Source organism: Aquimarina discodermiae, assembly GCF_040786235.1.
In the GTDB taxonomy this organism is placed as follows: domain Bacteria; phylum Bacteroidota; class Bacteroidia; order Flavobacteriales; family Flavobacteriaceae; genus Aquimarina.
In genome coordinates this window covers 81739-104077 of record NZ_JBFMKP010000003.1, presented here as the reverse complement: position 1 = coordinate 104077, position 22339 = coordinate 81739, and the positions used below count along the sequence as shown (strand labels likewise).

Here is a 22339-nt window from a genome sequence, read left to right as displayed (position 1 = left end):
ATCTAAAAAGAAATCTATTTTTCGGATTTAGAAGATCGTTTTGTAAAGAAATTCTTTATGGGCTGAACGATAATATCCATATTAAATACGCTTTGGTCGGTGGCTGCTCTATACGTTAAAAAGATACTTAAAGGGAATATAATTATTGTTGATATCCAAGAACCTAAAAACACAGGAATCCCATTCTCTTCTGCGCTATTTTTAGCAAAAATACCCACAAAATGATACGTAAGAAATAAGCCAACACCTATTACCATAGGCAGCCCTAACCCTCCTTTTCGAATAATAGCTCCTAATGGTGCTCCTACAAAAAACAATATAATACAGGAGATCCCTAACACATATTTATTATGCAATGACAACTCATACTTATTTAACCCTCTTTTCTTTCTTAATCGAGTACTCTTCGTAGATTCCATATTTTTTGCAATCGCCTCGACATTATTCGTCGCCATTTGATATATTTTAACTTTTTGTTTAGTATCAAAATAGTCATTGATTTGCAAGGTATCGTTCGTCGTTGTTTTTAGTGAATCGATTTTTATGTTTTTATTTAATCCATCGAATCCTATCCTTGCAGTTAACTGATTTTGCATTCTCTCCAAATCATTATTGATGCTACCTGATATTGTATCTATCTCTGCTTGTAGTTCATTTACATCCAACATGTTATAACCTTTACTGTGCTGCTGAGCATCAATATCAACATCTCCTAACTCTGATAAATCAATGTTAAGAATATACTTTTTAAAGTAAGTCTTTGTAAATGGCTGTTTCTTTCTTTTCTTATAAGAGGTTTGTTGAACTTCTTCATAGTGATTACCATCATTAAGTATTAGCGTAACCAAATCAGAATCTTTATTTCCCTTTAGTTCTCCACTTACTGCTTTTATTACTGTAAAATTACCAGGGCGAGTTGCTTTTTTATGTATGATAACATCTCTAAGATACTGATCATTATCTCCGTATTTTTCTGAAACCTTAATATTAATATCACCCAAATCATTAAATTGATTTGCTGTAATTACCAAAGCCGGTTTAACTTTTACAATATTCTTTCTAAGATTGATAAATCTTTTTTCTGCCATTGGCATAATCGTGTTTGCAAATATAAAAGCACCTATCCCAAGAAAGAAGACTAAGATTGACAATGTTCTCATGGCCCTTTGCAATGATATACCAGAAGATTTCATGGCTGCAAATTCATAGTTTTCTGCAAAACTACCAAAAATCATAATCGAACTTAGCAATATGGTAAGTGGTAGTACCATAGGAAAAAGCCTTGGCATTGCATATACCAAAAACTTCATTATTACCGAAAGATCAAGGTCTTTTCCCGCTAATTCTGATATAAACAACCAAATGGTTTGCAATAAAAGAATAAACATGATAATAATAAAGAGCGGAAAAAAAGTCTTCAGAAAAGTAGTAACTATGTATTTGTCAAGAATTTTCACACGTTTTGTTTTTTCAAATCGTCAAGGTATCTACCAAAAAAATCAAAGAACGTATGTGTAAACACATTCGCTCTTTGAAATCTATTAAATAACCGCTTACGTTTTAATCCAGGCGGTTTATATAATAATTTTCATATTTAGATTCGTCGAATAGAAACAAGGTTTTAGAAATCGGTTGATTCGTTTTAAAACTATTTACCGTAATCGTCACATTGGTTCCGTTATTCTGCTTTTGAATCATTTTGTAAATATGCTTTGTTTCTTTATCAATACCAAGTAATATTTCTTTTAAATCGCTTTTAGAATCAATTGGCATTAATTTTACATATTGTACTTTTCTTCCGTTTACATTTTGCACAATATCCATCTTATAAGAGTATCCATCTTCATAAAACGTCAGCATTTTTGAAGGAGTAATACTAGAAGTATCCTCTTCATCTTGTGTAGAAACATTGATCTCTTCATCTTCGGGAATGATCACGTGTAACTTTTTTCCATCGTACATTTGCTCTGTACCCATCAGGCTAAGAAGGTATTTATTTCCTTGCAGTGTCACTTCACCTCTGGTTTCCTGAGAAACATTTTCTGTCGGATTGTTAAGAGCGTATTTAAAATTAATAACAATATTGTTATAATCTTTTACCTTTTTAGAAACTTCATCTAATAACTCTTTAGCATTTTGTGCATGAATTGAAGATATGCTAAATACACATAGTAGAAGTATTACTTTTTTAATCATTTTAATTATTTCTTCAGTTAATTATTAAATATACTTTATCTTTTATTTCACAGTGACTCTTATTCGTTGTCTAATAGCTGTTGCAATGCTACCAGATCTGTAACCAAAACTTGTCTAGCCTTACTGCCCTCGAAAGGACCAACAATGCCTGCAGCTTCTAATTGATCTATTAATCTACCTGCTCGGTTGTATCCTAATTTAAGCTTTCTTTGCAATAATGACGCAGATCCTTGTTGTGCTGTTACAATTATTTCTGCTGCCTCTGCAAATAATTTATCTCTATCTTTCTTATCTATATCAAGACTTGTGCCACTTTCTTCTCCTTCATATTCTGGTAACAGGTGAGCATCGGGATAAGCCTTTTGACTACCTATGTATTCTGTGATACGTTCAACTTCTGGAGTATCTACAAAAGCACATTGTATCCTCACTACATCATTACCTTGAGTAAATAGCATATCTCCTCTACCAATAAGCTGATCAGCACCTCCTGCATCCAAAATTGTACGAGAATCTATTTTTGATGTCACTCTAAATGCAATTCTGGCAGGGAAATTAGCTTTGATCATACCAGTTATAACATTTACCGAAGGTCTTTGAGTTGCAATAATCAAATGTATACCTATTGCCCTTGCTAACTGAGCCAATCTCGCAATTGGTGTTTCAACCTCTTTTCCTGCAGTCATAATTAAATCTGCAAACTCATCAACTACCAATACGATATAAGGTAAAAATCGATGTCCATTTTCGGGATTTAATTTTCTCGTTTTAAATTTCTCGTTGTATTCTTTAATATTTCTTACCATCGCCTGTTTTAGCAGGTCATATCGGGTATCCATTTCGATACATAAGGAGTTTAATGTATTAATAACCTTCGTATTATCGGTTATAATAGCTTCTTCTGTATCTGGTAATTTTGCTAGATAATGCCTTTCTATTTTATTAAAAAGTGTAAGTTCTACTTTTTTGGGATCTACCAATACAAATTTTACTTCTGCTGGATGCTTTTTATACAGTAAAGAAGTCAAGATGGCATTAAGTCCTACCGATTTTCCTTGCCCGGTAGCTCCTGCCATTAATAGGTGTGGCATTTTCGCCAAATCTACAACAAAGGTTTCATTAGAAATAGTCTTACCTAAAGATAGAGGAAGTGCCATTTCTGCTTTTTGAAACTTTGAAGACGAGATAGCAGAGCGCATTGACACTATGGTTGCCTTCTTGTTTGGAACTTCAATACCTATCGTTCCTTTTCCTGGTATTGGTGCAATAATTCTAATGCCTAAAGCCGCTAATGACAAAGCGATATCATCTTCTAAATTTTTAATCTTTGAAATTCGTACGCCAGCCTCGGGTACAATTTCATATAAAGTAACAGTAGGTCCTACAGTAGCTTTGATTTGTGCAATACCAATCTTATAATTCTTAAGAGTCTCTACAATACGATTTTTATTTTCTTCTAACTCTCCTTGATCTATAGTAATCCCACCAGTATTCGAAGAATAATCTTTTAATAATTCGATAGAAGGGAACTTATAATTTCCTAATTCTAGTTTAGGGTCAAACTCTCCAAAATCCTTTACCAATTTATCACTTAGGTTTTCTACCACCTCTTCTTCGACGGTGGTTTCGACCTCCATCGCGATATCCTCTGGGTTATCTTGGGACTTGATAATCAATTTCTCTACAGCATCATTATCTTTTATAGTCTCTTTATATAGGTCATTTACTTTTGGAGTTAATACAATTTCTTTTTCTACCTCTTTTTTATCAATATGATTATTGGTCATTATCTTATCTGTAGTATCTATAACCGCTCCATTGGTTACTTCTTCTACAAGAGGATTTTTTTCCTGTATTGGTTCTTTTTGTTCTTTACTTAGGTGGTTTGATTTTGATCTATCACCTCTGGACACATCTTTTTGTGGACTTTTTAATGATTCAGAAATTTTTTCTGGGGTATATCGCAATCTAACTACTATATATATGATAGCAAAAAATGCAAGTACAAGAACGGTGCCTATAAATCCGATATAATCATTCAAAAAATCATTAGTTTCAAAACCAATAATACCAGCCAGTAACCCTCCTTCTTTTTCAACAAAACCAAGAGTTACAGATACCCAAAGCATTACCAGCATCCCCCAAAACCAAAATCCTAAAAGTCGTTTTTTATTTAAATCAAAAAACATGTACACTCCTGTTAGCGAAGTCAATACAGGAATAACCAATGCTGATATCCCAAATCCTTTAAAGATAAAGAAATGGCTTACTGCCGCTCCAAATTTGCTAAGCCAATTTTTGGTTGCAGAGGTTCTATTATAGAACTGTGAAATTTCACTTTGATCAATTCTCCAATTGAAAAAAAATGAAACAAAAGCAAAAAACAATCCTATACCCAAAAAAAATAAGAAGCTACCTAAAACAACTTTTTGTTGTCTAGATAGCATAAATTTTTCTTTTAATGTAGTTTTTGCTTTTTTTACCGTCTTCTTTTTGGTGCTTACCTTTCTTTTAGCCATTTTTTGGATCTATTATCGCAAAAATACGAATATCTATATTGGAACGTAAAAAAGCTAAAAAAATTTCTATCTCAAATACGGAAAATAGATTAACACCCCGATTATGACGGCAGTAATTGATGCTATAAAAACAGCTCCTGCTGCGATATCTTTTATAAAACCAATTTTATTATGAAAGTCAGGATGAATAAAATCTGCTATTGCTTCGGCAGTAGTATTTAAACCTTCTATACTCATTACCAAACCAATAGCAAATATTTGCATCATCCATTCTAATGTAGTAATATGAAAATAAAAACCTAAACCTGTCATAAGTATCCCTATTACTGCTTGTACTTGTATGCTTGGTTCTGTCTTCAAAAGCATCAAAGCACCTTTAAAAGCATACCGCACACCTCTAAGTCTACCTGTAACAAATTTTAAAATTTTACTCATATAATCTAACAACTAAGATAATGTTTTAAGTGCTGCAGCATAATCTGGTTCCTGAACTATTTCTGGTACTTGTTCTGTATACTGAACTGTTCCATTCTCATCAAGAACAATTACCACTCTGGAGTGTAATCCTTGTAAAGGTCCGTCTGCTATTTCTAATCCATAATTTTTACCAAACTCACCTGCTCTATAATCAGAAAGGTTGGTTACATTTTCTATTCCCTCTGCGCCGCAAAAACGATCTTGAGCAAAAGGTAAGTCATGAGAAATACATAGTACCTTGGTATTTGACAAGCTACCTGCTTCTTTATTAAATTCGCGAACCGAAGCTGCACAAATTCCTGTATCTATTGATGGGAAAACGTTTAACACAACTCTTGATCCCTTATAGTCTGATAATTTTATCGTTGATAAGTCTGTTTTTACCAATTCGAAATCGGGAGCAGTCTGCCCTACCTCAGGTAATCTTCCTATCGTATTAATTGCGTTTCCTTTTAATGTTATTGAAGCCATAATAAATGATTTGTTTTTGTGTTTCTAAAATTAATAAGATTATATGATACTATCTAAAGTATTTTTTCAAAATTAAATACCTTCTTTAAAATAATCAAGAATCAATAGCCCCTTCTACTCGTTTCATAAAATCGTTAAGAGCTTCTTTCTGAGACACGCCTTCTCTTACCTTTTTTTCTACCTCTAGAGCTCCGTACATATTAGAAATAAGCTCCCCTACTACATCTAATTCTTCATCTTTAAGAGAAGAAACCTCTGTTATTGATTCTAAAGTTTCGATGGTTTCTACAATAAAATCTTCATCATTTTCCTGTATAAAACGTACCAGGTGCTTAATTATTGGTAACCTCATTCACTAATTCTTTAAGAATGTCAAATTTATTTGTTTGAGCCTGATTCACAAAGTTTCCTTTTTTAAAGGTTGCAAAAGTAGGCAAATTGTCTACCGTGGCCATTTTTCTAGATTCTGGAAACTTTTCTGCATCTACAATTACAAAAACAACTTGTTCATTTTCTGAAGCCAATTTCTTAAATTTTGGTTTCATAATTCTACAGTTCCCACACCAGGAAGCGGAATATTGTACAATTACAGTCTCATTACCATTTACCAATTCTGACAGGTTATCTGAATCTAATTCTTGTAACATACGTGCTAAGTTTTAAGTTAAAAAAAGTTCTCTAGAAACATCATATCTCTAGAGAACTTTTAGAGCAAAATATTTTATTAATTAGCTGCTAAGTATGATGCAACTCCTTCTCTGTTAGCATTCATTGCCTCTTTACCTTCTTCCCAGTTTGCAGGGCATACTTCTCCATTCTTTTGAACATGAGAATAGGCATCTATCAGACGTAAAAATTCTGCAACATTTCTTCCTACAGGCATATGATTCACACCTTCATGAAAAACAGTTCCTTCTTCATCTATCAAATAAGTAGCACGATAAGTTACATTATCTCCTTCTACTGTAACAACACCAGTTTCTTCATTATAAGATTCATTTGTAATATCTAAAATACCTAATGTACTGGATAGATTACGGTTAGAATCTGCAAGGATTGGATATGTTACGCCTTCTATACCTCCGTTATCTTTAGAAGTATTTAACCATGCAAAATGCACTTCTGGAGTATCGCAAGAAGCTCCTATTACAACAGTATTTCTCTTTTCGAATTCTTTTAATGCTTCTTGAAATGCATGTAATTCTGTCGGACAAACAAATGTAAAATCTTTTGGATACCAAAAAAGCAATACTTTTTTATTATTATTTTTAGCCTCTTCCAAAACGTTAAGCTTAAAAGTATCCCCCATGTCGTTCATTGCATCAACGTCAATATTTGGGAATTTTTTACCTACAAATGCCATACTTTAATTTTTTAAATTTTATATGATTAATAATTATCATACAAATATACACCTCCTTCATAAACATTCATTACTACATAATTTTAATTCCTTATATCAAAATAGTTTTTACTAATCATAGCTTGAATCACATCAAAAGTTAACAAAAATCCTACAAATTACACTAATAACCTACATAAATTACGGATAAATAGCACTTTTTTTACGGTGAAGTGCACTCCCTTCGATCTATTTTTGTATTTTCGCTTAACAAGACTTTTTAGAAACCTTACTATTGATAAGCCTACTTCGACATATTTGCTTAGTGACATTACTGGGTTGTACATTTATACTACAATCCCAATCTTTGGCTTCAGACAGTATTCAAAGTTATATTGCAAAAGCCGAAAAACTTCAGGAAGAATATAAATACGAGCAATCCCTTGAGATTGCTAAAGCCGCTTTACAAAATGCAAAATATAATAATGATGATGAAAGTCTTGCTCACATCTATAATATAATAGCCAAAAATTATGAAATTAGTGAGGACAACAATAAAGCAAGAAGTAATTATAGTCGGGCATTAACTCATGCAAGAAGCTCTAATAGTAAAGTATTAGAAACCGACTTATATAATAATTTGGCTCGAGTATATACTCAAAACGAGTTAACCAGAATAAAAGGAGTTGCACATTATAAGAAATCGTATGATTTTGCTTTCAAACTGAATGATACTTCAAGAATGATACGGCCTTTGTTAAATCTTGGGGAGTATTACATTGGCAAGAATGATTTTGAAAGCGCCTACCAATATTTATCTCCCGCCAGAAAATTGGTACATACAAAATCTTCAAATCTTGTTAAAACAAAATTAAATGGACTTTTAGGACGTTATTTTCTAAGTGTTAGGCGCTATGAAAAATCAGAAGAATACACCAATGAAGCAATAAGTTTTGCAATAAGCGAAACTAAAAATACTAAAAACAATGACGAGTTAATCTCTACTTATTTTGAAGAACTTGCAATTGCTTATGAAACCAAATCAGAACTTTATAGAAAACAAAAAGATTTTCAGAAAGCCTACAACTACCAAAAGAAGCAGTTTCAAAATATATTAAAAGCAAAAGATTTTAAGAAACTTAAAGAGCTTCGTCGTGCAAATATTAAATACGAAGTTGACCTATATAAGACTAAAGCAAAAAAAGCAGAATCAGAGCAAAAAGAAAGTGAATCTGAAGTTTTGAAATGGAGGATTAGTATTATTCTGGGAATTGTATTGATCCTTACTTCCTTAACTTTTTTAATTAGTTCGTACAGAAATAACTTACAAAAGAAAAAGCTTAATAATGATCTTATTGATAAAAACAAGGAACTTATTAGTGCAAAAGAAACCGCAGAACAAGTATCTACGTTAAAATCTCAGTTTATTTCTACTGTAAGTCATGAACTTAGAACTCCGCTATATGGTGTTATTGGGCTTACTTCGCTTCTCATGGAAAATCCTGATGAGAAAAAAGCTCATGAGTACCTAGAATCGTTAAAGTTTTCTGGAGATTATCTATTGGCACTGATTAATGATGTACTTCAGCTTAGTAAAATAGAAACAAATGAGGTAGTTCTAGAAAAAGTATCTTTTGATCTAAGAAAACTTATTGAAGGAATTGTAAACTCTCTTCAAACCAAACAAAAAAGTAATAGTAATAATGTACACATTTCTATTGATGAAAAAATAAACTCTACCCTACTCGGAGATTCGATACGATTATCTCAAATATTAATAAACTTAATTGGTAATGCGCTTAAGTTTACTAAAAATGGAAATATTTGGGTAAATGTAAATTGTCTCGAAGCTAAAGACGATAGTTATAAATTACGTTTTATTATTAAGGATGATGGTATTGGAATACCACAAAACAAACAAAAAACTATTTTTGACAACTTTGCCCAAGTAAAAAATGAAAATCAGGAATATGAAGGTACAGGGCTTGGATTGGCTATTGTGAAAAAGCTTATTCAGCTTCATAATAGTGAGATTTATATTAAAAGTGAAGAGAATAAAGGGTCTGAGTTTTACTTTGATCTCGCATATGAAAAAGCCATAAAAGGGCAAGAGATTTCATTAAATACAGGAGAAAATTTAAGTATTGGAACCAGCAATTTTTATATTCTCATTGTAGATGACAATAGAATTAACCAAATCGTGACTCAAAATATTCTAAAAAAGAAAGGATATACGTGTAATATTGCTAACAATGGTATGGATGCTATTAATCTCTTAAAAAATGAAAAGTTTGATCTTGTACTAATGGATATCAATATGCCAGAAATGAATGGCTTGGAGGCTACAAAGGTAATACGAACTTTTAACAAAACGGTTCCTATTATTGCATTAACCGCGGTAGAAGAGGGAGAGATAAAGAATCAAGCCTTATCTGTAGGAATGAGTGATATTATTATAAAACCATATGATACACAGCAATTTTTTCAGACCATCATGAGAAACATTTCTAAAGTAAAAATGAACTAATTTAGTGAATCATCTTTTTGAACAAAGGTTATAATTCCCTTAAACTCTATTCAGTTTCCTTATAAAATTATAATTTTATCTCGATTATGTATCAAATGCTATTAAAATTACATTTCTAAACTACTGTAGATTCATTCTATGCTACAAAATGTTTTTTACTTGTATACATAAGAAATTAAGAAAAAACACATATGAAATTAGATATTTTGGCAATTGGTGCCCATCCTGATGATGTAGAACTAAGTTGTTCTGGTACTATTGCAAAAGAAATTGCAAACGGAAAAAAAGTTGGTATTTTAGACCTTACCCGAGGGGAACTTGGTACCAGAGGAACACCCGAAATAAGGGACCTAGAAGCTAAAAAAGCTTCTGATATATTAGGAGTCTCTATTCGCAAAAATCTTGCATTTAAGGATGGTTTTTTTATTAATGATAAGAACCATCAACTAGAGATTATCAAAGTATTACGTAAGTATCAACCAGAAATTGTATTATGTAACGCTATAAAAGATCGCCATATAGATCATGGTAAAGGTAGCAGTCTTACTAGTGATGCTTGTTTTTTATCTGGGTTAAGAAAAATTGAAACCTCGATCGATGGTGTTACCCAAGATCCCTGGAGACCTAAGCATGTATATCACTATATCCAGTGGTTAAATATTGAACCTGATTTTGTAGTAGATATAAGTAACCATATTGACAAAAAGATGGAAAGCGTAAAAGCGTATTCCTCTCAATTTTATGACAACAATAGCAAAGAACCAGCTACTCCTATCTCTAGCAAGAACTTTTTGGATAGTGTTAAGTACCGTGCAGCCGATTTAGGAAGAATTATTAATGTAAAATATGCAGAAGGGTTCACTGTAGAACGCTATGTAGCAGTCAATTCTATTTTTGACTTAATTTAATTTAAAAAAATGTTTTGCAGAAACGAAGAAATACTTTATTTTTGCAGCCATAATTAAAACGGTGGTTGTAGCTCAGTTGGTTAGAGCGCCTGATTGTGGTTCAGGAGGTCGTCGGTTCGAGACCGATCTTCCACCCGTATTGAAAACCTCGCTAATAGCGAGGTTTTCTTATCTTTACTCCCTACTTACATCATCCTTACTTTGCATAACTGCGCTAAAAAACTATAAATTCGCACTAAAATTTTACGGAAAGCTTATGATAGATTTTATAATAAATGAAAGCTAAATTAAGAACAATAAACCCCTTACTTAATACATAGTAATAAGTAGAACTCCAAATATCAAAGATTAATATCGTATCAAAAATTCTTATAACACTTTAGGCAATACCCAGAATAAGACGTGCTTGGGTTATAACAAGCACATTTTCCTTGTGTCCATTTTTTCCATCGATATATTTGAAAACTTAGCCATTGTAAAATATCCATATTAAAAATGATTTTAATTAATACTAAACGACTGTTTTCTATCAAATTAAGTATAAACTAAAGATAGCAATCCTAGATATACCATATTTATGGTTTTCCTCACAGCTCCTAAAGTTTTATTATGTTTATGATGTTCAGGCTTTGTGTTTTTATACTATTATGGCTAGTGAATAATCAAACTCCCTAAGAAAATAATATATTTTGAAGAGTAAAAAGGAAATTAGACGCGGCGTTGATGGTAATTTTTAATCATTAGAGATAAGCTTGAAAAAGAAAAATGCGACAGCTGCCCATTTCTTATCAATCCCTTTGGCATACCCTATAGTAGCATAACTACTATTCTGAACAGTTCCATTATCCTTTATATACCCAATGGTGGCATAACTACTATTCTGTATGGTTCCATCATTTTTAACATAACCTACCGTAGCATAGCTATTATTTTGTATCGCACCATTGCTTTTTATATAGCCAATGGTAGCATAACTACCGTTTTGTATAGTGCCATCATTCTTAATATATCCCACAGTAGCATAACTACTATTTTGAATGGTTCCATTAGCTTTTATATAGCCAATAGTACTGTAACTGGCCGCCTTCAAGGTCTGAGCATTAAGAAAATTACTAATCAATAATAAAATCGAAATAAATACTATCTTTTTCATCAGTCTTAGATTTAATTAAGAATATCTCTTATGATATAGGGTGTCTTTCTGCTTATAATTTGGGTTGGGCCTAAAATTATATATTGATTTTAATGACATAAGTGACTTTCTTTGGTCACCCAACTTTTAAAATATATACCTGAATCCTTTTTTACAGAACTCATTTCTATTACATAAGTATCATATTTTTCACTATTAATTATTACAACATCTGTGCCTAAAACTATTCTATTTTGCACACCACCTTGTTGTCGGTACTTATTTTTTTAAAACGGAAATATATCAAGATTTAAGAACTCTTTACTGCAATATATTATCATGGTAAATCGACTTATGCATTAAGTTTTTTATACATAATATAAGTATCTATTAATCCTAATTTAGAATGTCTAAATCCATTAGGTGTCGTCCCTATGATTTGAAAGCCATATTTTTTCCATAAGGCTACAGCTCCTTCATTTGTACTTACCACGATATTAAATTGAATCCCTTCAAATTTTCTCTTTTTTGCTATTTGCAAAGAATGTTCGCATAGTTTTTTTCCTACTCCTTTACCTTGAGCGTTTGGATTTACCATATAACTACAATTCGCAATATGATTCCCTAAATCAATTTGATTAGGTTTGATTATGTAGGTTCCTAATATGATTCCCTCCTCACTTTATCAAAATCTTCCTCAATTGCCTTTCTTACAATCATTTGCAATCATTTTTTAATTAATTATCTCACGCTTGCTTACACAACACTGTCTAAAATCTTGAAGAATTAATCTCGATTGTTTCAACCTTATAATAACCAGGCTCATATTCTAAATCCTTAGATTCTTTTTCTTCAACATATTTCTCTGCCTCATCGATCGCCGTATAAATAGTATCAATTTTTCTGACTATTTGACCAAATCCCTCTTCAAATAGGCTCACAACAAATAACTGTTTAAGATGCTCTGTTTGTTCCTTATTAATAAGTTTAGAAACATCTTCTATGGTAATATCTTTTTCTAGATCGACCTCTCTATAACCCTTCTCTCCCCATTCATCTTTCTGTTTACATTTCTCTATATATACCTCTCTATTCTTTTTTGCATCATTATACGCTCTAAAAACACCAATAATAATATCATGATGTGTGTATGCAGATATCTTTCTTTTTATTAAAAACATTTCTCCTTTTATATTGTATTATTAATGACATTGCGATGCTTATTTTAAGTATAACAATGGCTAAATTTAGTCATACTTCTAATATGATTTTATCTCTTAGGTTAACAAAAAATGATCTTCTTTATGATCAATAAATCTTTATACTAAATATATTCCTAATACCTCAATTATTTAATTTCTATAACCTCTCCATCATCAGGGATATATGTTTTTTCTATGAGTCCATGCTTACCTAACTCTTTTTCTAATTGTTCTCTGGATGTAGGACAATGGTTTACAGCTTCTAAATGATTTGCTATGACTTTTCCTGGTGAATTTTTGACAAATTTTAGAATATCGTTCATGGTCATTAATAAGGGTTTAAAAATATCCAATTGCGCAGTACCAGAAGCCACGACACTAATTTCGGGTTTATATACTTTAAGTACCTTATCAACGTCTTCTGTATATATGGTATCAGAGCTTAAATAAATAGATTTTTCATTAGGCAGTTGGATAAAAAAGCCCATCACATTTCCCATTGGTTTGGCTACAAAACCATATCCGTGTTTTGCCGGAATCCCTTCGATTGTGCCTTCTAAAAATTGGGTCTGCTTCCAATAGTTGACAGTTTGAACCACATTCAATCCTCTTTTTTTAAGCTGCCGAGCGTCTTTAATACTGCAAATTACCGGGATTTGCTTCTTTTTCAAGAATTTTTCTGCTACTTTATCCAAATGATCGGGGTGTAAATGTGTAATTAAACAATGTGTAGTTTTATCAACTATTTCCATCGCATTATCAAAAAGATTTACAATTGGATTTCTTTGAGGCTTAAACCGAAACAACGTAAATGTTGGTCCAGCAGCTCCTTTTCGACCTAACATTGGGTCAACCAGAATGACTTTATCATTCGTTTCGATTATCATTGTGGCATTTCTTATATGGTGTATTCTCATAACGTTGTATTTGTAGGTACAAAACTGAGAATGAAAACTTAAATTTTCATTGATCCAAATCAAGAAATCCTTTTTCTAATACGACTAAGGGTTTCTGGAGTAACATTTAAGTAAGAAGCGATATGGTATTGAGGAACTTTTTCTAACCAATGCGGTCTATAGATAAACAATTCTTTATACAATTCATCAGCTGTTTTTGTTAACCTATTATACTCTAATAGTTACTTTTGACGTAACAATTTCTGAAATGACAAGTCTATAAAAGACTTCCCGCATTCATACTTTTGCAGCAATTCTCGAAATGCTTTTTTATCAATACTTAGTAGCTCAATGTCTGTAAGACTCTCCTGATTCTTTTTGGTTTTCAAGTCATTGTTGAATGATGATAAATCTGTTATGAATTGCGGTTTCGTATAAAAATTAATATTGGTTTCTTTTTCTGAAGCAGCATAATACTCTCTTATAACACCTTGGTTTAAAAAACGTAGTTCTTTTTCTTCATTTTCTGATATCAAAATTTGACTTCCTTTTTTAAATCTCGCTATTTTGAACAAAGAAAGCAATTCTCTTAAGCCTTCTTTATTAAGAGGGTATTTGATTTCAAAAAATTGTGATATTTCTTTAAGTTCGAGGGTCATTTTTAAATTTATAACTAGGTAGTATACATCTGGCTATTTACTTATTTCTTTTTTTATTACGTTAATAATTTCTGCACTTACCCAGTATATATCCTGATCACTGGTATAAAATAAATACTTACCATCATGAGACACAAAAGGGCAAAGCTCATGTTTTTTTGTATTTATTTTATCTCCCATATTCACAGATTTTGTCCATGTACCATCTGTATTTTTGAAACTAATATAAAGATCCCCTCGACCTAGGCCCTCTGGTCTCCTTGCGCAAAAAATGATATAGGTTTCTTTTGGATCTATAAAAACATCTGCTTCATAGTTTGAAGTGTTGATTGAATGATCCAGTGCAATTGCTTCCTGAAATTTTCCATCAATATTTTCAGAAAAATAAACGTCAAAATCGTTTCCTCTTTTTTCTGATGTTATTTTGTTTGATGAAAAATACATAGTTCCCGTTGCTGTAAACGATATGTAGTATTCATCTCTATTGGTATTGATATTGGATCCTGCATTGATAGGGTCTGACCATTTATCTCCCTCTTTTTCTACGTACCAAATATCATGATCTTGCTTGGCACCCACCCCATCTAATGTTCGTTGTGATATGAAATATAATCGCTTTTCGTCTGGAGAAAGAAAAGGATCATTATATCCATATTTTTCGTGAGACAGGATGACTTTTGGCTTGCTCCAACCACTATCTTTTAATTCTGTATAATGTATCTCTGTTCTTCCACCAATATCTACCCCATAATAAAAAGCCGTTGCTTCTTTATTAAAAACCGAACCAAACTCTGATTGCTCGCTTTTGGAAATAAGGCCGGGAGCAAACACCTCTGGAGTTAATGATGGGGGTTCTTGTTCAAGATACTTAAGATGGTCACGTTTTTTTTGCGAATAACCTATGACAGGAATTAATAAACACCAGAAAAGAAAATTAATTAGCAATCTCATATGTTTTAATTTTTATTTGTTAAAAGCAACTCGAAATACACATAACGTACCATGACTAAATGTAGCAAAATTTATAATACTAGAACACCAAGCTTGTATACCTTATTTATCTTCCCTCCTATTTTATCGTAGAAACAAAAAAATCGAGAGCTCAGGCTCTCGATTTTTAAATTTGATTGGTACTAGGTTATTATTATTTATTACTCTTTAACAAAGTTGATTTTTTTACCTCTATTATCTTGTAAAACATACCCTCCTGTTCTTAAAGAGCTAACATCTAGCTGATAGGTACCTGCCAAAGGAAACTCTTTGGTAAGCACAGAAGCACCGTTAGAAGTACTGTGAATAGTAATTTGTGTATTATCGATTACGGTAACATTTAAAACATCTCTTACAGGAATCGGAAATGCAACTGTAGTTTCAGGCTCTTCTGCAGTACCTGGTATTACATGCGATGGCTTGATAATAAGCCCTTGTGCTACTGCATTATTATCCTCATTAGACTCTGCAATAACATTTTCTGTATCTAACACTATAATCAACTTGTGCCGTAACAATTCATTTAACTTATGTTGTAAGTCGATTGATCCTCCTGGACCAGGAAAGTATCGATCCCAACGATTAAAAAAACGAATACTATGAGACTCATTAGCATCTAGTGCAGGAATGTTAGAAATGGTGCGTATTAACTCATCATTCGCATCTAATTTATTATCTCTAGAAAGGTAGCACTTTACTGTACTTGTCTTTCCTGTAGCGGCACTACCTTGATTTGTTACCTGAAATTCTACATCATATACCACTCCTTTTACATGAGGAGCATAATAATCAATGCTTCCGTATGCCACTATAGCAGTGCTTACCAAATCAGAGTTACCCGAGATATTAATTCTTTTAAAATCTGTATTATTAGATTCATTAGACTCTCTTTCCTGCTCATTACTATCTACTTCAAAAACCAGATAACGTTTTCCTATAACACCTCCATCAATTCTACTATCACTTGGTATCGTAATAATGGCATCGTTTGTAACACGTTCTCCTTCATAAATAGGGTCTACATTAACTCCTAAAACCTTTACAGCGTTATCTGTAATTTCTGGAGTTTCTGAAAGGTAAACGGTAAGATAAGTTTGTACAGCAGGAGCATTCCCTTGGTTTTGTATCGCCCATCCTATTTTTACTTGATTACCTTCTATACCTGTTAACGGCAAATCTGTAGAAGACACTACTAAATCAGACTTTGCAGTTACCAATACCTCTATGGCCTCTGCTTTAACATTGTCTGATTCACTCGCTTCTGCAATTTCATTATCAGCATCTACATGAAAAAGGATGTAATAATTTCCTGCGGATACATCTGAAGGAATCTGTACCCAAAGATATTGTACGGGTCCTTCGTTTCCTTCTACTAATTCTGGTACCGCTGCAGTACCTAAAAACAAATCATCTCTGGATGATTCGCTATCCTTAGAAAGATAGAACTTGATTTTACTTTCTGGGGCTGCTGTATTATTTCTACTCTTTACAGACCAACTTAATAAAGCATATTCTCTTGCCTGAACAACACTCGACACTTGTGATGTAGAAATGGTTACATCAATATCTTGTGCGAATAAAAATGGAGAGGACATTACTATGAATGCCATTAAAATAAATTGCTTTTTCATGTTTGTTTTGTTAAAATTTTTGATGTGTAATTATTAAAATTGAACGTCACTAATCGACACCGCAAAACAAACATTTCTGATGAGTGAATCTATTAAGTATTTGTTAATTTTTACAAGTAAAAATTAATAAAAAAATATTTGCAAATAACCGCCATAATCAAAACTTGGTATAGCCTACGACTACCGATTAAAACAATTATATAAACTACAGTAATTTATGTATAAATTAGGTAATCGTTTTCTCATCTATTTAATGTTTCTTCACTAAAAAAGGCTACCCAAAACGGATAGCCTTTAACATATATTTAGTACTATTTTTACTTATTCTCCTTCACTATCGGCACCATCTACAACAATTCTATCTAATCTATTAGCAACTTCCCAAGCAGTGTAAAATACTAATTGTGCTCTTTTGGTCAATAGCTCATATTCTATTTTATCTGCTGTATCTGTTGGTTTATGATAATCTTCATGTACCCCATTAAAATAAAATATAATAGGAATGTTATGTTTTGCAAAGTTATAATGATCACTTCTGAAATAAAACCTATTAGGGTCATCTTTGTCATTATAAGTATAATCCAAATCCAATTGGGTATAAGTCTCATTTACCTTCTCACTTATTTCATGTAAATCTGTACTTAAACGATCACTTCCAATTAAATAAATATAATTTCTTTTATCTTCATCTTCATGATTTTTATCCACTCTACCAATCATATCAATATTAAGATCTGCAATTGTTTTTTCTAAAGGAAACACAGGGTTTTCTGTATAAAACCTAGAACCATACAATCCTTTCTCTTCTCCTGTAACATGTAAAAATAAAATGGACCTTTTTGGGCCAAAACCATCTTTTTTCGCTTCTTTAAAAGCTTCTGCAATTTCTAACATACTCACGTTTCCTGAACCATCGTCATCAGCGCCGTTATAAATATTCCCTTCTTTATCGATACCAATATGATCATAATGCGCAGAAATCACTATTATTTCTTCTGGTTTTTCTGTTCCTTTGATATATGCTACTACATTTTCTGAATCGTTGATACCTCCTCTAAAATAAGAACTGGGTATTTCTTGAAAGTAATCATCTTCTCCTAACGGAGAAGGAATCCCCATTTTCTTATATTGTTTCTTTAAAAACTCTGCCGCTTTCTTTTGACCTGGTTCTCCTGTATCACGCCCTTCAAATTCGTCACTGGCAAAAGTGTATAAATATTCTTTTAATTCTTTTGCCGTAATTTTTTTTGCATAGTTAACCGCTACATTTTCTCTACTTGCACTTTCTGTAGAATTATTTTTAGCTTCATTTGTCGAAGAATTACGAGGAGTACCACAGCAACAAGCTATAAAAGAAGCAATTACAATAACACTATTTTTCATATGTATTTTTAATTAGTAAAGTACAATATACTTAAATCATTACACATGACTATATGATTAATATTTTTTTGGCAAATACTTTTAATTTTTTTTCAAATTATTCTTTTTAGATTAAAAAAAGGTTTTATATTTGCACCCGCATTCAGGGAATACTTGATGAGACTAAACACTGGAGAAATGGCAGAGTGGTCGAATGCGGCAGTCTTGAAAACTGTTGAGGGTCACACCTCCGGGGGTTCGAATCCCTCTTTCTCCGCAAACAAAAACGCTTCAATACATATTGAAGCGTTTTTTGCTTTTTATACTATAAGTCCAAAGTTGAAACCGGATCAAAACCAATTGTTATGTTTATACAAATAAGATTGTAAATTCCTAATTATCAGGTCATTTATTTACGAGATGATTAACATATCAATCAGCGAAACCGTTTATATGATGTGATATAAAATCATTTTCACCTATTTCTAACTGATCTGTTCTCTTTACACCGTAATGTTCTTCTACTTTTTTAAGTTTTTTATCGAAAGATCCGTGGTAACACATAAGCTTCGTTTTCAACACTTAAAGTTATTTACAACTTTTTATGATGAAAATTCTTACTTAAAATTTATACTACTTTGGATAATACTATACATTATATACTCTTTTATCACCTTTAATAGATAGGAGTGTACAACTCTATTGTTTTTTCTATAGTCTCTGTATATCCTGATGAATTAATCGGAAGTTGAATAGAGACAGTAATCGGAAAAGTTTGAATTCCTTCTTTTAGATTTTCATGGTTAATATTATGACCTATTTCAAAATGAATTAAGTTATTTTGAATAAACCCAGTAATATTCGTTCTTTCGAATTTCAATATTCCATTCTTGATAAGAACCTTAACATTTCTGTCTTTGTCAACCCTATTATTATCATCTGAAAATGGAATTTGGATATCCCATTCAATCTTATTTATATTATCACTTATGGTTTGAGGTGAAAAGGTGTATGCTTCTGACAAGCTTTCAATTGAAAGATCTTTCTTTCGATATATCTTGTTATCATTTACTTCAAAAGATAGTATTACTTCCTGATTATTAACTAAAATTTTGTCATTATAAGAGATTTTATAAGATAAGTCATAAGGCTTATCTTGAATAGTTTCATCAAAAAAGCTTTTTGGAGGATTAAATTTAATTAGAAACAAGCTACCTTCAAATAATTTTGAAGGGTCGTTTATTTCTTTAACGTTAACTATATCAGGATTTGTTGAGCTCCCGTTCGTTTCTTGTACACTCCAATTGTTCTTGTTAGACATTTCTGATGGCACGCCCCAAATTGTAACTTCATGAAAATAATCATCATATTTAATCCAATTATTATCTCCCTTTACAATAGGGTTAACTTCAGCCATTTCATCTCTTATTAATTCTGGAGTAGGCATTTTACCCCAAGATATATATTCATTGTTACTTGAAATTCCTTTTTGAACATATATATTATATTCCTTTATTTCTGTGCTACTTTTTTTACTAATTGCCCCTGAAACATTACCACTTACTTCAATCACAGACACATCCGCTGCAAGATTGGCATCTAGGCTAGAACTGAATTCAAACTTGTCTCTAGTACCAAGAAAAGACATATATCCATAAAACCCTTTTACATAATAGGAATTCTCCATCTCAAGAAACTGACTATTCATCTCATAATTCTGCCATAGTTTAAGCCGAACCCAATTTTTAATTGATTCATTAGTAGAAGTAAGCATACTATGTAGAGGCGAGAAAAAACTCCCTCCTAACAGAAGTAATTCAGTGGAAGAGTCCGTTTCTGCTCTTAAAGAGGCATCAATTTCACCTGGAGGAATATTAAATTTAGCATTTATAGCAGCTAACGCCATACCTGTACAAGTTTGTATATGTTCAACCTTATTTATATGTCCATCTTGAAGAGACACTCCAAGAGGCCAATTTTCCCTAAATATCCTAAGATTAAGATCTGGGTTGTACAATATTTCATCGGAGAATACTGGTTCCTCGTAAATTCCATTGAATAAATTTTGACTTCCTACTCGAGCAATGTGATTGTAATTTTTACTTAAATCTTCATCTATTGATTCAGATTCCCTGATATTATTTGGGATAAAAGAATATACATCTTCTTTATTATAAGATAAGTTACATCTGTTTTTTAAAGCTTTAAAACTAGATTCAAGATGATACCCAAGGGAATTTGGATTTTGAGCATAGGGTTCTGCATTAACTCCTTTCTCCGATAATGAATTTACATCACTTTTGATTGTCGAAACATTTCCATCAATATTGGATATTTTGGAGTTCATTACCACATCTTCACTATTCATTGCTTCCACAATTTTCTCTTGAAGGTTACAGCTTAATATGACAACCAATAATGCTAAGAATATAATTTTTTTCATATTTATGAAGATTAGAATAAATAATAACGATAAATATTGTACCAAGACAACGAATATTACTTATGATAGTTAATTAAAAATTTAAACAAAACCACCCCATACCCGAAGAAATCCTCGGACATGGGGTGGTATATAAGTATAGCAGATTATAATATTACAAAACAACACTCAAAACACTATAAAACAATTAGTTAATTAAACTATAAAAACTAAAATTTCCCCGAATTTTACAAGTACGATTTAGGCTGAAAACAATAAAAAAACCGTCCGACAATTAGCCAAACGGTTTTTATATAACAGGTACAGTTAAAAAAAAAGATAAAAACCCTTCTTTATATAACTATAATATTTTAATATATATTAAAGTGGTTTTCCATTAACAACATCGTAACCAAATGATATATAACTGGTACTGCTCTTATCACCTACCTTGTTCTTCATAACTTTAGCTCCACCTACTATAACGCGTAAGTTGTTTAACTTTAAACCAAGGAGCTCTTCATAATTTATTTTTCTTAATGATGATTGATTGTTCATAAAATGTAATTGTTTTTTAATTATTAATTCTATACAAACAAACATAGAGAATGAAGTATTTGTTTACAAAAAGTTGATATCGAATTTCCCGAATTACGTGTGAGTCATAAAAATCCCTCTTAACTGTTAGAACTAATTAGCAGGGAAATGGTTTTACGCAGTGCTGTTATTTTAATCTATGGTGTTATTGTTCTCTGTTGTTATAAATTTCATATGCTTTTTTAATAATTATCATAAATCAATAATGTTTTTCTAAATGAATGCTTTCCTATCCTTTAATATGCTTTTTTCTATTTATAGTAAACCTTAAATCCTTATAGCTTGCAAACTACTATAAGGATTTAGTTACAATTGAAATGATTTCAGAATCTAATCAATAGAATATCTGGGATCAGTATTTCCACAAGGTACTCTTTTATAATAAATCCTATGTATTATAAAATCATTACGATGTAAAAATCTAACACTAGACATGGCACATGCTAGTGCATCTGCTTTAGAAGTTCCTATTGATGCACCTCCTTCAAAAAAAGCCTTTGGTGCACTTTTTAATGCAATAATAACCTGTGCATACCAGCACGTATTCCGTGCTGTAGTGTCATCAATGGAGTTCTCAATGGTTGGTTTAGTTTCTAATTCCGTATTCGGTGTTGCGCTGAAGCCAACAAAAAATAATATGAATAACAATAAGGTTGACAATGTTTTAATCATGATAAAATTTTTTAAATGATTTATACTAATTTTTATTTGATCAATAGTACATCTCAAATATTATCCGAACAAGAAAGGCGTATCGGTATTCATGAAAACCACTCTAAATTCATGAATACAAAGAAGTTATTCATTGTTGGTGAGTTATTTTGTAATTTAGGGTAGCTACTCTGTAACGCTATTTGACATAAGGCATCAATATATTACAACCTGTTAATTTTCTATTAGCCCCAAGCTGTTCAACCTTTATACCTGTTTTCCTCTATTTGATGAAAATTATAAAAACCTGGTATCGGGTAATAAATAATTTGATCTCATTTGTTAAAATTGCTGTTT

Annotated in this window: 21 protein-coding genes and 2 tRNA genes; 4 read left to right on the top strand and 19 right to left on the bottom strand. The window is 31.7% G+C overall.

Annotated features, from left to right (window positions below; all coding sequences use genetic code 11):
- Positions 1 to 14 precede the first annotated feature (14 nt).
- The 8 genes from ABW636_RS02525 to ABW636_RS02490 all read right to left on the bottom strand — a co-directional run bounded on the left by ABW636_RS02525 (position 15) and on the right by ABW636_RS02490 (position 7026).
- Complete coding sequence (locus ABW636_RS02525; RefSeq protein WP_367588379.1) at positions 15 to 1457, bottom strand: LptF/LptG family permease; 1443 nt, start codon at positions 1455 to 1457, stop codon at positions 15 to 17.
- A 103-nt stretch (positions 1458 to 1560) separates the two neighbouring features.
- Complete coding sequence (gene lolA1 / locus ABW636_RS02520) at positions 1561 to 2196, bottom strand: outer membrane lipoprotein periplasmic chaperone LolA1 (RefSeq protein ID WP_367588378.1); 636 nt, start codon at positions 2194 to 2196, stop codon at positions 1561 to 1563.
- A gap of 59 nt (positions 2197 to 2255) precedes the next feature.
- Positions 2256 to 4715, bottom strand: coding sequence for an FtsK/SpoIIIE family DNA translocase (locus ABW636_RS02515; protein WP_367588377.1), 2460 nt, complete (start codon positions 4713 to 4715; stop codon positions 2256 to 2258).
- Between the two features lie 66 nt (positions 4716 to 4781).
- On the bottom strand, positions 4782 to 5150 hold the full coding sequence (locus ABW636_RS02510) for a diacylglycerol kinase family protein (RefSeq protein ID WP_367588376.1): 369 nt from the start codon (positions 5148 to 5150) through the stop codon (positions 4782 to 4784).
- Between the two features lie 12 nt (positions 5151 to 5162).
- On the bottom strand, positions 5163 to 5663 hold the full coding sequence (tpx, locus tag ABW636_RS02505) for a thiol peroxidase (RefSeq protein ID WP_367588375.1): 501 nt from the start codon (positions 5661 to 5663) through the stop codon (positions 5163 to 5165).
- Positions 5664 to 5757: 94 nt separating this feature from the next.
- Positions 5758 to 6015 carry a DUF6952 family protein gene (locus tag ABW636_RS02500; protein ID WP_367588374.1) on the bottom strand — a complete coding sequence of 86 codons (258 nt, stop codon included), beginning with the start codon at positions 6013 to 6015 and terminating at the stop codon, positions 5758 to 5760.
- Positions 5996 to 6310, bottom strand: a complete 315-nt coding sequence (locus ABW636_RS02495) for a thioredoxin family protein (protein WP_367588373.1) — start codon at positions 6308 to 6310, stop codon at positions 5996 to 5998. The genes ABW636_RS02500 and ABW636_RS02495 overlap by 20 nt, the downstream gene beginning before the upstream one ends.
- 77 nt (positions 6311 to 6387) lie before the next feature.
- Positions 6388 to 7026, bottom strand: a complete 639-nt coding sequence (locus ABW636_RS02490; RefSeq protein WP_367588372.1) for a peroxiredoxin — start codon at positions 7024 to 7026, stop codon at positions 6388 to 6390.
- A gap of 346 nt (positions 7027 to 7372) precedes the next feature.
- Here ABW636_RS02490 and ABW636_RS02485 point away from each other — a divergent pair, with 346 nt between their 5' ends.
- From ABW636_RS02485 to ABW636_RS02475, 3 genes are all read left to right on the top strand, one after another.
- Positions 7373 to 9532: a tetratricopeptide repeat-containing hybrid sensor histidine kinase/response regulator gene (locus tag ABW636_RS02485; protein ID WP_367588371.1), complete on the top strand. Its 2160-nt coding sequence runs from the start codon at positions 7373 to 7375 to the stop codon at positions 9530 to 9532.
- Between the two features lie 191 nt (positions 9533 to 9723).
- Entirely contained in the window at positions 9724 to 10440 is a 717-nt protein-coding gene (gene bshB1 / locus ABW636_RS02480; protein ID WP_367588370.1) for a bacillithiol biosynthesis deacetylase BshB1, read from the top strand.
- A 60-nt stretch (positions 10441 to 10500) separates the two neighbouring features.
- Positions 10501 to 10576, top strand: a tRNA-His gene (locus ABW636_RS02475).
- Between the two features lie 597 nt (positions 10577 to 11173).
- On the opposite strand, the gene ABW636_RS02470 is transcribed toward ABW636_RS02475, so the two are convergent.
- The 8 genes from ABW636_RS02470 to ABW636_RS02435 form a co-directional block, all read right to left on the bottom strand.
- Positions 11174 to 11593, bottom strand: coding sequence for a 5-fold beta-flower protein (locus ABW636_RS02470; protein ID WP_367588369.1), 420 nt, complete (start codon positions 11591 to 11593; stop codon positions 11174 to 11176).
- A 331-nt stretch (positions 11594 to 11924) separates the two neighbouring features.
- The gene (locus ABW636_RS02465; RefSeq protein ID WP_367588489.1) at positions 11925 to 12239 is read right to left on the bottom strand and encodes a GNAT family N-acetyltransferase; all 315 of its coding nucleotides are present in this window, start codon (positions 12237 to 12239) and stop codon (positions 11925 to 11927) included.
- Between the two features lie 103 nt (positions 12240 to 12342).
- A complete protein-coding gene (locus ABW636_RS02460) occupies positions 12343 to 12753 on the bottom strand; it encodes a hypothetical protein (RefSeq protein WP_367588368.1) in 411 nt (136 codons plus the stop codon).
- A gap of 167 nt (positions 12754 to 12920) precedes the next feature.
- Complete coding sequence (locus ABW636_RS02455; protein WP_367588367.1) at positions 12921 to 13661, bottom strand: MBL fold metallo-hydrolase; 741 nt, start codon at positions 13659 to 13661, stop codon at positions 12921 to 12923.
- A 251-nt stretch (positions 13662 to 13912) separates the two neighbouring features.
- Positions 13913 to 14329, bottom strand: a complete 417-nt coding sequence (locus ABW636_RS02450) for a cyclic nucleotide-binding domain-containing protein (RefSeq protein WP_367588366.1) — start codon at positions 14327 to 14329, stop codon at positions 13913 to 13915.
- A 33-nt stretch (positions 14330 to 14362) separates the two neighbouring features.
- Entirely contained in the window at positions 14363 to 15280 is a 918-nt protein-coding gene (locus ABW636_RS02445) for a TolB family protein (protein ID WP_367588365.1), read from the bottom strand.
- Positions 15281 to 15480: 200 nt separating this feature from the next.
- Complete coding sequence (locus ABW636_RS02440; RefSeq protein ID WP_367588364.1) at positions 15481 to 16950, bottom strand: CARDB domain-containing protein; 1470 nt, start codon at positions 16948 to 16950, stop codon at positions 15481 to 15483.
- A gap of 321 nt (positions 16951 to 17271) precedes the next feature.
- Positions 17272 to 18333, bottom strand: a complete 1062-nt coding sequence (locus tag ABW636_RS02435) for a M28 family metallopeptidase (protein ID WP_367588363.1) — start codon at positions 18331 to 18333, stop codon at positions 17272 to 17274.
- 171 nt (positions 18334 to 18504) lie between these two features.
- Here ABW636_RS02435 and ABW636_RS02430 point away from each other — a divergent pair.
- Positions 18505 to 18589 (top strand) — tRNA-Ser (locus tag ABW636_RS02430).
- Positions 18590 to 18988: 399 nt separating this feature from the next.
- Here ABW636_RS02430 and ABW636_RS02425 read toward each other — a convergent pair.
- The 3 genes from ABW636_RS02425 to ABW636_RS02415 all read right to left on the bottom strand — a co-directional run bounded on the left by ABW636_RS02425 (position 18989) and on the right by ABW636_RS02415 (position 22003).
- Positions 18989 to 20755, bottom strand: a complete 1767-nt coding sequence (locus ABW636_RS02425; RefSeq protein WP_367588362.1) for a hypothetical protein — start codon at positions 20753 to 20755, stop codon at positions 18989 to 18991.
- A gap of 360 nt (positions 20756 to 21115) precedes the next feature.
- Positions 21116 to 21292: a hypothetical protein gene (locus tag ABW636_RS02420; protein ID WP_367588361.1), complete on the bottom strand. Its 177-nt coding sequence runs from the start codon at positions 21290 to 21292 to the stop codon at positions 21116 to 21118.
- Between the two features lie 369 nt (positions 21293 to 21661).
- Complete coding sequence (locus ABW636_RS02415) at positions 21662 to 22003, bottom strand: hypothetical protein (protein ID WP_367588360.1); 342 nt, start codon at positions 22001 to 22003, stop codon at positions 21662 to 21664.
- Between the last annotated feature and the right edge of the window lie 336 nt (positions 22004 to 22339).

Coding starts and splice junctions, on each gene's coding strand:
- ABW636_RS02445 (WP_367588365.1), bottom strand. CDS start 15,280: ATGAGATTGCTAATTAATTTTCTTTTCTGGTGTTTATTAATTCCTGTC.
- ABW636_RS02415 (WP_367588360.1), bottom strand. CDS start 22,003: ATGATTAAAACATTGTCAACCTTATTGTTATTCATATTATTTTTTGTT.
- ABW636_RS02455 (WP_367588367.1), bottom strand. CDS start 13,661: ATGATAATCGAAACGAATGATAAAGTCATTCTGGTTGACCCAATGTTA.
- ABW636_RS02515 (WP_367588377.1), bottom strand. CDS start 4,715: ATGGCTAAAAGAAAGGTAAGCACCAAAAAGAAGACGGTAAAAAAAGCA.
- ABW636_RS02490 (WP_367588372.1), bottom strand. CDS start 7,026: ATGGCATTTGTAGGTAAAAAATTCCCAAATATTGACGTTGATGCAATG.
- ABW636_RS02420 (WP_367588361.1), bottom strand. CDS start 21,292: ATGAACAATCAATCATCATTAAGAAAAATAAATTATGAAGAGCTCCTT.
- lolA1 (WP_367588378.1), bottom strand. CDS start 2,196: ATGATTAAAAAAGTAATACTTCTACTATGTGTATTTAGCATATCTTCA.
- ABW636_RS02440 (WP_367588364.1), bottom strand. CDS start 16,950: ATGAAAAAGCAATTTATTTTAATGGCATTCATAGTAATGTCCTCTCCA.
- ABW636_RS02460 (WP_367588368.1), bottom strand. CDS start 12,753: ATGTTTTTAATAAAAAGAAAGATATCTGCATACACACATCATGATATT.
- tpx (WP_367588375.1), bottom strand. CDS start 5,663: ATGGCTTCAATAACATTAAAAGGAAACGCAATTAATACGATAGGAAGA.
- bshB1 (WP_367588370.1), top strand. CDS start 9,724: ATGAAATTAGATATTTTGGCAATTGGTGCCCATCCTGATGATGTAGAA.
- ABW636_RS02450 (WP_367588366.1), bottom strand. CDS start 14,329: ATGACCCTCGAACTTAAAGAAATATCACAATTTTTTGAAATCAAATAC.
- ABW636_RS02500 (WP_367588374.1), bottom strand. CDS start 6,015: ATGAGGTTACCAATAATTAAGCACCTGGTACGTTTTATACAGGAAAAT.
- ABW636_RS02470 (WP_367588369.1), bottom strand. CDS start 11,593: ATGAAAAAGATAGTATTTATTTCGATTTTATTATTGATTAGTAATTTT.
- ABW636_RS02425 (WP_367588362.1), bottom strand. CDS start 20,755: ATGAAAAAAATTATATTCTTAGCATTATTGGTTGTCATATTAAGCTGT.
- ABW636_RS02435 (WP_367588363.1), bottom strand. CDS start 18,333: ATGAAAAATAGTGTTATTGTAATTGCTTCTTTTATAGCTTGTTGCTGT.
- ABW636_RS02510 (WP_367588376.1), bottom strand. CDS start 5,150: ATGAGTAAAATTTTAAAATTTGTTACAGGTAGACTTAGAGGTGTGCGG.
- ABW636_RS02495 (WP_367588373.1), bottom strand. CDS start 6,310: ATGTTACAAGAATTAGATTCAGATAACCTGTCAGAATTGGTAAATGGT.